The organism is Microbacterium sp. (assembly GCF_039812165.1).
GTDB lineage: Bacteria > Actinomycetota > Actinomycetes > Actinomycetales > Microbacteriaceae > Microbacterium.
The window spans coordinates 1-7,770 of record NZ_JBDIAB010000144.1 but is presented as its reverse complement, the minus strand read 5'-3'; the positions used below and the strand labels follow the sequence as shown (position 1 = coordinate 7,770).

Below are 7,770 nucleotides of genomic sequence, written 5' to 3'. Positions count from 1 at the left end.
TGCGCATCGTGACCGGCGGCGGCGAGGTGGGCGCGTTCCTGACCCGGCATCCGTCGATCGACCACGTGCACGTCACGGGATCCGAGGCCACGTTCGACGCGATCGTGTGGGGCACCGGCGATGAGGCGGAGCGGCGGCGGAGCGACGACGACCCGCGCCTGACGGTGCCGATCACGGCGGAGCTCGGCGGGGTGTCGCCGGTCATCGTCGTGCCGGGCCGGTGGTCGACCGCCGACCTCTGCTTCCAGGCCGAGCACGTCGCGACGATGCGGCTGCACAACAACGGCCACAACTGCATCGCGGGGCAGGTCGTCCTCGTGAGCGCCGACTGGCCGCAGCGCCGCGAGTTCCTCGTCGAGCTGCGCCGCGCCTACGCTCGCGCGCCGCGGCGGCCCGGCTGGTATCCGGGCACGGCGGCGACGCTCGACCGCGCACGCCGCGACCATCCCGGTGCGACGTGGTTCGCCCGCGGCGAGCGCGCGCTCGTGGTCTCGGCGGACGCGCGCGAGCCTGGCGGTGCGGAGACTTCGGACCGCGGAGGTGCCGGGGCTCGAGCCCGTGGGGGTGTGGGCGCTTCGGACCGCGGCGCATCGTCGGAGATCGGCACGACGTCGGATGCCACGGCGCATATCCTCCGAGGAAGCGCAGATCTCCGACGAAGCGCCGACGCAGGCTGGGCGGGCGCGCCGCACGGGACATCCGAGGGAGCTCGATCCGAGGCATCCGTCGACCCGATCGAGACGATCGAGTACTTCGCGCCGGTGCTGGGCGTCGTCGAGCTGCCCGGTCTCGGACAGGAGTTCCTCGACGCCGCCGTCGCGCACGCGAACGAACGGCTCGCCGGCACGCTCGGCGCGAACCTCCTGATCGACCCCGCGACGCAGGCCGCGCTGGGCGCCGGCTTCGAGGAGGCCGTCGCGGACCTCCGCTACGGCACCGTCGCGATCAACGCGTGGACGGCGTTCGGCTTCCTCACCCCGACCGCGACGTGGGGCGCGTTCCCCGGGGGCACCCTCGCGCACGCGCCGAGCGGCATCGGCACGGTGCACAACGCGCTGCTGCTCGACGACGTGGAGCGCACGGTCGTGCGGGGCCCGTTCCGTCCGTTCCCGCGCTCGCTCCGCGGCGGCGGCTTCACGGTGCTGCCGAAGCCGCCGTGGTTCGTGACCGCGCGCACGGGAGCCGCGGTGTGCGAGGGGTTCACGAGGTTCCGCGGCGACGGCGACCGCGCGCGGCTCGCGGTCACGCTCGCGAAGGCGTTCCGCGCATGAGGCGGCCTCGACACGATCGTCCGTCCGCTCGGCGCCGCCCTGCGCCACACCTCGAGGCCGACTACATCGTCGTCGGCGCCGGCTCGGCGGGTGCCGCGGTCGCGGCGCGACTCAGCGAGGACCCGGGCGTGACGGTCCTGCTGCTCGAGGCCGGGCCGCCCGACCGGTCGCCGGCGCTGCACATCCCGGCGGCGTTCTCGTCGCTGTTCCGCGGCCGCTACGACTGGGACTACGACACCGTGCCGCAGCCCGAGCTGGAGGGCCGCACGATCTACTGGCCGCGCGGCAAGACCCTGGGCGGCTCGTCGTCGCTCAACGCGATGATGTGGATCCGCGGGTTCGCGGCCGACTACGACGAGTGGGCGGATGCCGCCGGTCCCGACTGGTCGTGGGATGCCCTGGTGCCGTACTTCCGGCGCGTCGAGCGCACGCAGGGCGCGATCGACGCGACCCAGGGCACCGACGGCGCACAGGCCGTGGAGCGTCAGCGCGACCCCCGGCCCCACACGACGGCGTTCCTGGCCGCGGCGGCCGAGCTGGGGCATCCGCTCACCGCGGCCAACCTGCCGGCGCGGCAGGGCTTCTCGCGCACGATGGTGTCGCAGCATCGCGGCGCCCGCGCCTCGACGGCCGACGCGTATCTGCGGCCCGCGGCGCGGCGGCGCAACCTGCGGATCGTGACCGACGCCCTCGTGCGGCGCGTGACCTTCGACGTCTCGCCGGGCACCGACACCCCGGTGTCCGGACGCCGCCTCCGCGACCTCGAGGGCACCGGGCGCCGCTCCACCGACCCACGGGGAACCGAGCTCGGCCCCGACGATCCCCGAGGCACCGACCAGAGCCCCGTCGATCCCCCGGTCGCCGATCGAGATCCGGCCGGTACCGCACTGGACGAGCGGAGCGAGGTGCCCCGAGGAGGCGCGACGCACGACGCCTCGCTCCCCCGCGCGACCGGCGTCTACGTCGAGATCGACGGCATCCCGCGCCACGCCCGCGCGCGGCGCGAGGTGATCCTCGCCGGCGGCACGATCAACACGCCGCAGCTGCTCATGCTGAGCGGCATCGGGCCGGCCGCGCACCTGGCGGATCACGGCATCCGCCCGCTCGTCGACGCCCCGGACGTCGGCGAGAACCTGCAGGACCACCTCGTCGCGGGCCTCGCGCCCGCGGCCATCGGCGGGACGCTCTACGGCGCCACGCGGCCCGCCGAGCTCGCCCGCTACCTGAGCAGGCGCCGCGGCATGCTGACCTCGAACGTCGCGGAGGCCTACGGGTTCATCCGCACGCCGCTGGCGGACGACTCCGGGCTGCCCGACGTCGAGCTCATCTTCGCGCCGGTGCCGTACGTGGGCGAGGGGCTCGTGCCGCCGCCCGCCGAGGGCGTCACGGTCGCCGCGATCCTGCTGCGCCCGCGCAGCCGCGGGACGATCCGCCTCGCCTCGGCCGACCCGCGGGACGCGCCCCTGATCGACCCCCGCTACCTCACCGACCCGGACGGCCTCGACGCGCGGACGCTCCGCGCGGGTCTGGTCGAGTGCGAGCGGTTCGTCGCGACCGAGGCCCTGCGCGCCGTCACGACCGACGGCTGGGTTCAGCCGGAGGGCGGCGGCGCGATGACCGCCGAGGAGCGCATCGAGCTGTCGCTGCGCCGCTACTCGCACACGCTGTACCACCCGGTCGGCACGGCGCGCATGGGGACGGATGCCGCCTCGGTCGTCGACCCGTCCCTGCGCGTGCGCGGGGTGTCGGGCCTGCGCGTGGTCGACGCGTCGGTCATGCCGACGATCGTGCGCGGCCACACGAACGCCGCCGCGATCGTCATCGGCGAGGTCGGCGCCGACCTGATCCGCTCCGGCCGCTGAGCGCCGGGCGGCTCGGGTCAGGTCAGCCGGGCGATGAGGTCGCGCACGCGCGTCTCGATCCGATCGCGGATGCCGCGCACCACCTCGACCGGCTGCCCGGCGGGGTCGTCGAGCGCCCAGTCCTCGTAGCGCTTGCCGGGGAAGACCGGGCAGGCGTCGCCGCAGCCCATCGTGATGACGACGTCGGCCGCACGGACGGCGTCGGTGGTGAGGAGCTTCGGCTGCGCGGCGGCGATGTCGATGCCGATCTCGTCCATCGCGGCGACCACGGCGGGATTGAGCCGGTCGGCCGGCTCGGAGCCGGCGGAGCGGACGTCGATCCTTCCCGCGGCGAGGCGATCGAGCAGGCCGGCGGCCATCTGCGAGCGCCCGGCGTTGTGTACGCAGACGAACAGTACGATCGGGGCGGCGGTCATGGGTCCTCCGGGATGAGACGGGCGAGCGGACGGACGATCGGCGGTGTCGGGCACGGGCGCGGCGCGCGCTAGAGGGAGCTCCCCGACGCCGCGAAGGTGTCGCACGCGCCGACGCCGTCGCGGAAGCCGGTCGAGAACCAGCGCTGCCGCTGCTCGCTCGAGCCGTGCGTCCAGCTCTCCGGGTTCACGAAGCCCGACTGCGCCTGGATGTGGTCGTCGCCGACCACCGCCGCGGCGTCGAGCGCGTCGCGGATCTGCTGCTCGGTCGGCTCCTGCAGGAACGGCACGCCGTTCTGGTCGGTCTGCTGCGCCATCGCGGCCACCCACGCGCCGGCGAAGCAGTCGGCCTGCAGCTCGGTGCGCACGCCGTTGCTCGTCGGACCGGTGCCGTTGTTCGGGTAGCGGTCCATGATCCCGGTGATCCGCTGCACGTGGTGCCCGTACTCGTGCGCGAGCACGTACAGCTGCGCGAGGGGGCCCGCCTCCGCCCCGAACTGCTGGCGCAGCACGCCGAAGAACGTCGGGTCGATGTAGACCGTCTCCTCCGGCGGGCAGTAGAAGGGGCCGGTCGCGTTCGAGGCGGTGCCGCACGCCGTCGGCGTCGACCCGTCCACGATCACGAGCTGGGGCGCGCGGTAGCCCTCGAGGGTCTGCTCCCAGTACTGGTCGATCGCGAGCGATGCGGCGGCCAGCCGGCAGTCGTCGTTCTCGTTGGCGTCGGCGCCGGTCTCGCACTGGCCGATCTCGGTCTCCTGCCCGGGGGCCGGCTGCCCGCCGGTGCCGCCGCCGAGGAGCGACGAGAAGTCGCCGCCGGTGAACAGGGCCAGGAGCAGCACGATGAGGCCGCCGACGCCGGCCACGCCGCCGCCGGCGATCGCGGCGTTGCGGCCGCGGCGCGTGGCGCGGTTGCCGCTGACGTCGGCGTTGCGGTTGAACGTCATGCGCTCACGGTACCCCGCCCGGCCCGTCGCCCGCGCGGGGTTGACGGCGCCGCGGAGAAGACTCCCGACCGGGCGGAGGGAGCCGGGAATAGGCTCGGACCATGGATGCCACGACCACGCCGCCCGCCACGACCGTCGCCGTCACCGGCGCGGGCGGGCAGATCGGCTACGCGCTGCTCTTCCGCATCGCCAGCGGCGCGATGCTCGGGGCCGACCGGCGGGTGCGCCTGAGACTCCTGGAGATCCCGCAGGGGATCCGCGCGGCCGAGGGCGCCGCCCTCGAGCTGCAGGACTGCGCGTTCCCGCTCCTGGAGAGCGTCGAGGTGACCGACGACCCGCGCGCCGCGTTCGACGGCGCCGCCCACGCCCTGCTGGTGGGTGCTCGTCCCCGCACCGCGGGCATGGAGCGCGGCGACCTCCTCGCCGCCAACGCCGGGATCTTCGGCCCGCAGGGCGCCGCGCTCAACGAGGCGGCGGCCGACGACGTGCGCGTCGTCGTGGTGGGGAACCCCGCGAACACCAACGCGCTCATCGCCGCGGCATCGGCCCCCGACATCCCCGCGGAGCGCTTCACGGCGCTCACCCGCCTCGACCACGACCGCGCCACCGCGCAGCTGGCCGCGAAGCTCGACGCACCCGTCGACGCCCTCGCCGGCCTCGCGATCTGGGGCAACCACTCCGCGACCCAGTTCCCCGACGTCGCGCACGCCACCGTCGCGGGCCGTCCGGTGCCCGACGCGCTCGCGGAGCTGCTCGGCGGCCCCGAGGCCGCGACCGCGTGGCTCGACGACGAGTTCGTCCCGCGCGTCGCGAAGCGTGGGGCCGAGATCATCGCCGTGCGCGGGTCGTCGTCGGCGGCCTCGGCCGCCAACGCCGCGATCTCGCACGTGCGCGACGGCGTCCACGGCACGGCGAACGGCTGGACGTCGGCGGCGGTGGTCTCGCACGGAGAGTACGGCGTGCCCGACGGGCTCGTCTCGTCGTTCCCGGTCACGAGCGACGGCTCGGGCTACCGCGTCGTCACGGGCCTCGACCTCGACGCCCGCGGCCGCGCGCGACTCGACGCGTCGGTCGCCGAGCTGATCGCCGAACGCGACGCCGTACGCGCCCTCGGGGTGCTCTGAGCCGTGGAAGCGCTCGCCCCGGTCCTGCTCGGCCTGCTCGTCATCGTCCTGTGCAATCCGCTCGCGCGACGCATCGGCATCGCCGCCCCCCTGCTGCTCGTCGTCATCGGCCTGGGAGTGTCGCTCCTCCCGTTCATCCCGCCGGTCGAGGTCGACCCCGAGTGGATCCTCGTCGGGGTCCTGCCCCCGCTCCTGTACGCGGCCGCGGTGCGGCTTCCCGCCGTCGAGTTCCGCCGCGACGCGGGGCCGATCTCGGGACTCGCGGTCATCCTCGTCGTCATCAGCTCGCTGCTGCTCGGCGCTCTCTTCGTCGCCCTCGTGCCGGGCCTCGGCTTCCCCCTCGCGGTCGCGTTCGGCGCGATCCTGAGCCCGACGGATGCCGTCGCCACCTCCATCGTCAAGAGGCTCGGCATCTCGCCCCGCGTCGTGACGATGCTCGAGGGCGAGAGCCTGCTCAACGACGCGACCGCGCTCGTGCTCCTGCGCAGCGCCATCGCCGCCGTCGCGGCGGGCTTCTCGTTCTGGGGAACCGTCGGCACGTTCGTGTGGGGCGTGGCGATCGCCGTCGTGGTGGGCGTCGCGGTGGGCTTCGTGAACCTGCGCCTGCGGGCCTGGATCGGGCACGCCGCCGCGAACACCGCCCTCGGGTTCGCGATCCCCTTCCTCGCCTACATCCCGACCGAGCACCTGGGCGGCTCGGGGCTCGTCGCCGCGGTCGTCGCCGGCATCACGACGGGCCAGGGCGCGACGCGCCACTTCACCGCCGAGCAGCGCATCTCGGACGAGCTGAACTGGCGCACCGTCGAGTTCACCCTCGAGGGCGCCGTGTTCCTCATCATGGGCCTGGAGCTGCGCGGCATCGTCGCCGACAACTACGAGCGCCACCACGGCCCCGGCCTGGCGATCCTGCTCGCCCTCGCGGCGCTCGCGATCATCGTCGGCGTGCGCGGCGGTTACGTCGCCCTCATCGTCTGGCTGCAGGGGCGCAGGTCGGGGCGCCGCGAGCGCGTGCACGACGCCCTCGTCAGCGGCCGGCTCGACCGCCTGACCGAGGGCAGGCACGCGGAGTCGATGCGCCAGCGCCTCACGCGCATGCTGCACGACCTGAACTACTACGCCTCGTCGCCGCTCACCTGGAAGCACGGGACCGTGATCGTGTGGGCCGGGATGCGCGGCGTCGTGACCCTCGCCGCCGCCCAGACCCTCCCGCGCGACACCCCCGGCCGCGAGCTCCTCATCCTGACCGCGTTCCTCGTGGCCGTGGTCAGCCTGCTGCTGCAGGGGCTCACGCTGCCCGCGCTGATCCGGCGGCTGCGGATCCCGGCATCCGTCGACCCCGAGCCCCGCAGCGAACGCGAGCGGCTCGACGACGAGCTGCAGCGGGCCGCGGCCGCGCGCCTCGACGATCCGGGGCTCGTGAAGGAGTCGGGCGAGCCGTTCGACCCGGAGCTGCTGCACCGCATGGGGCATCGCCTCACCCAGCCGCCGGTGGAGGATGCCGTCCAGCTGATGTCGGACGCGCAGGAGCTGCGCCTGGTGCTCATCGCCGCGATGCGCGACCGGCTGGTGGAGCTCGGCAACGAGGGCTCGTTCTCGTCGGCCGTCCTGCGGCACGCCCTCGCCGAGCTCGACGCCGACCAGATCGGCATCGAGCTGCGCAGGGAGGACTGACCGCGGCGCTCGTGTCTGCGCAGTCGGGCACAATAGACGCGAGCGAGAGGTGCCACCGATGACCGACCTGAGCGATGCGACGAGCGAGCACACGCCGGAAGCCTGTCCGGAGTGCTTCTCCGAGCTGCAGCGCGACCGCGACTGGTGGCAGGCGCGACCCGAGGGGTCACGGCTGGTCGGCCTCGTCATCGCGCGCCCCGACATGCCGACCGTGTTCGAGCAGCGCGAGGCGCTGACCCGCTTCGGCGTGCCGATCGAGGGGTTCCGGCATCCGGCGCCGGAGACCCTGGAGTCGTGGGAGGACCGCCTCGCCCGGCTGTTCGGCCGGCTCGGCCCCGGCGACGTGCTCGTCACGGTGAACCTGCACGCCCTCGGCCGCGACACCGACGAGGAGACCCGCACGCTCCGCGAGCTGCGCGGCCGCGGCGTCATCGTGAAGGTGCTGGCGCACGGCGGCCAGCACCTGCAGGACGCGACGGTCTAGG

7 protein-coding genes are annotated in these 7,770 nt (G+C 74.5%); 5 read left to right on the top strand and 2 right to left on the bottom strand.

Features of this window, described 5'->3' with window-relative positions; all coding sequences use genetic code 11:
- Together WML84_RS11010 and WML84_RS11005 are read left to right on the top strand one after the other, a co-directional pair.
- On the top strand, window positions 1-1,271 hold a 1,271-nt coding region (locus tag WML84_RS11010; RefSeq protein ID WP_347346191.1), incomplete at its 5' end, for an aldehyde dehydrogenase family protein.
- Window positions 1,268-3,133 carry a GMC family oxidoreductase N-terminal domain-containing protein gene (locus tag WML84_RS11005; protein WP_347346190.1) on the top strand — a complete coding sequence of 622 codons (1,866 nt, stop codon included), beginning with the start codon at window positions 1,268-1,270 and terminating at the stop codon, window positions 3,131-3,133. The genes WML84_RS11010 and WML84_RS11005, both read left to right, overlap by 4 nt.
- Before the next feature lie 17 nt (window positions 3,134-3,150).
- Here the strand turns inward: WML84_RS11005 and WML84_RS11000 are convergent, their stop codons facing one another.
- Window positions 3,151-3,549 (bottom strand): arsenate reductase ArsC, encoded by a 399-nt coding sequence (locus tag WML84_RS11000; protein ID WP_347346189.1) that lies wholly within the window; start codon window positions 3,547-3,549, stop codon window positions 3,151-3,153.
- 68 nt (window positions 3,550-3,617) lie between these two features.
- A complete protein-coding gene (locus WML84_RS10995) occupies window positions 3,618-4,490 on the bottom strand; it encodes a neutral zinc metallopeptidase (RefSeq protein WP_347346188.1) in 873 nt (290 codons plus the stop codon).
- A 101-nt stretch (window positions 4,491-4,591) separates the two neighbouring features.
- Between WML84_RS10995 and WML84_RS10990 the strand changes: the two genes are divergently transcribed.
- The 3 genes from WML84_RS10990 to WML84_RS10980 are packed head-to-tail and all read left to right on the top strand — an operon-like array spanning window position 4,592 to window position 7,769.
- On the top strand, window positions 4,592-5,614 hold the full coding sequence (locus tag WML84_RS10990) for a malate dehydrogenase (protein WP_347346187.1): 1,023 nt from the start codon (window positions 4,592-4,594) through the stop codon (window positions 5,612-5,614).
- 3 nt (window positions 5,615-5,617) lie between these two features.
- Window positions 5,618-7,285 (top strand): sodium:proton antiporter, encoded by a 1,668-nt coding sequence (locus WML84_RS10985; RefSeq protein WP_347346186.1) that lies wholly within the window; start codon window positions 5,618-5,620, stop codon window positions 7,283-7,285.
- A gap of 58 nt (window positions 7,286-7,343) precedes the next feature.
- Window positions 7,344-7,769 (top strand): dehydrogenase, encoded by a 426-nt coding sequence (locus WML84_RS10980; RefSeq protein ID WP_347346185.1) that lies wholly within the window; start codon window positions 7,344-7,346, stop codon window positions 7,767-7,769.
- The last annotated feature ends 1 nt before the right edge of the window (window position 7,770 follow it).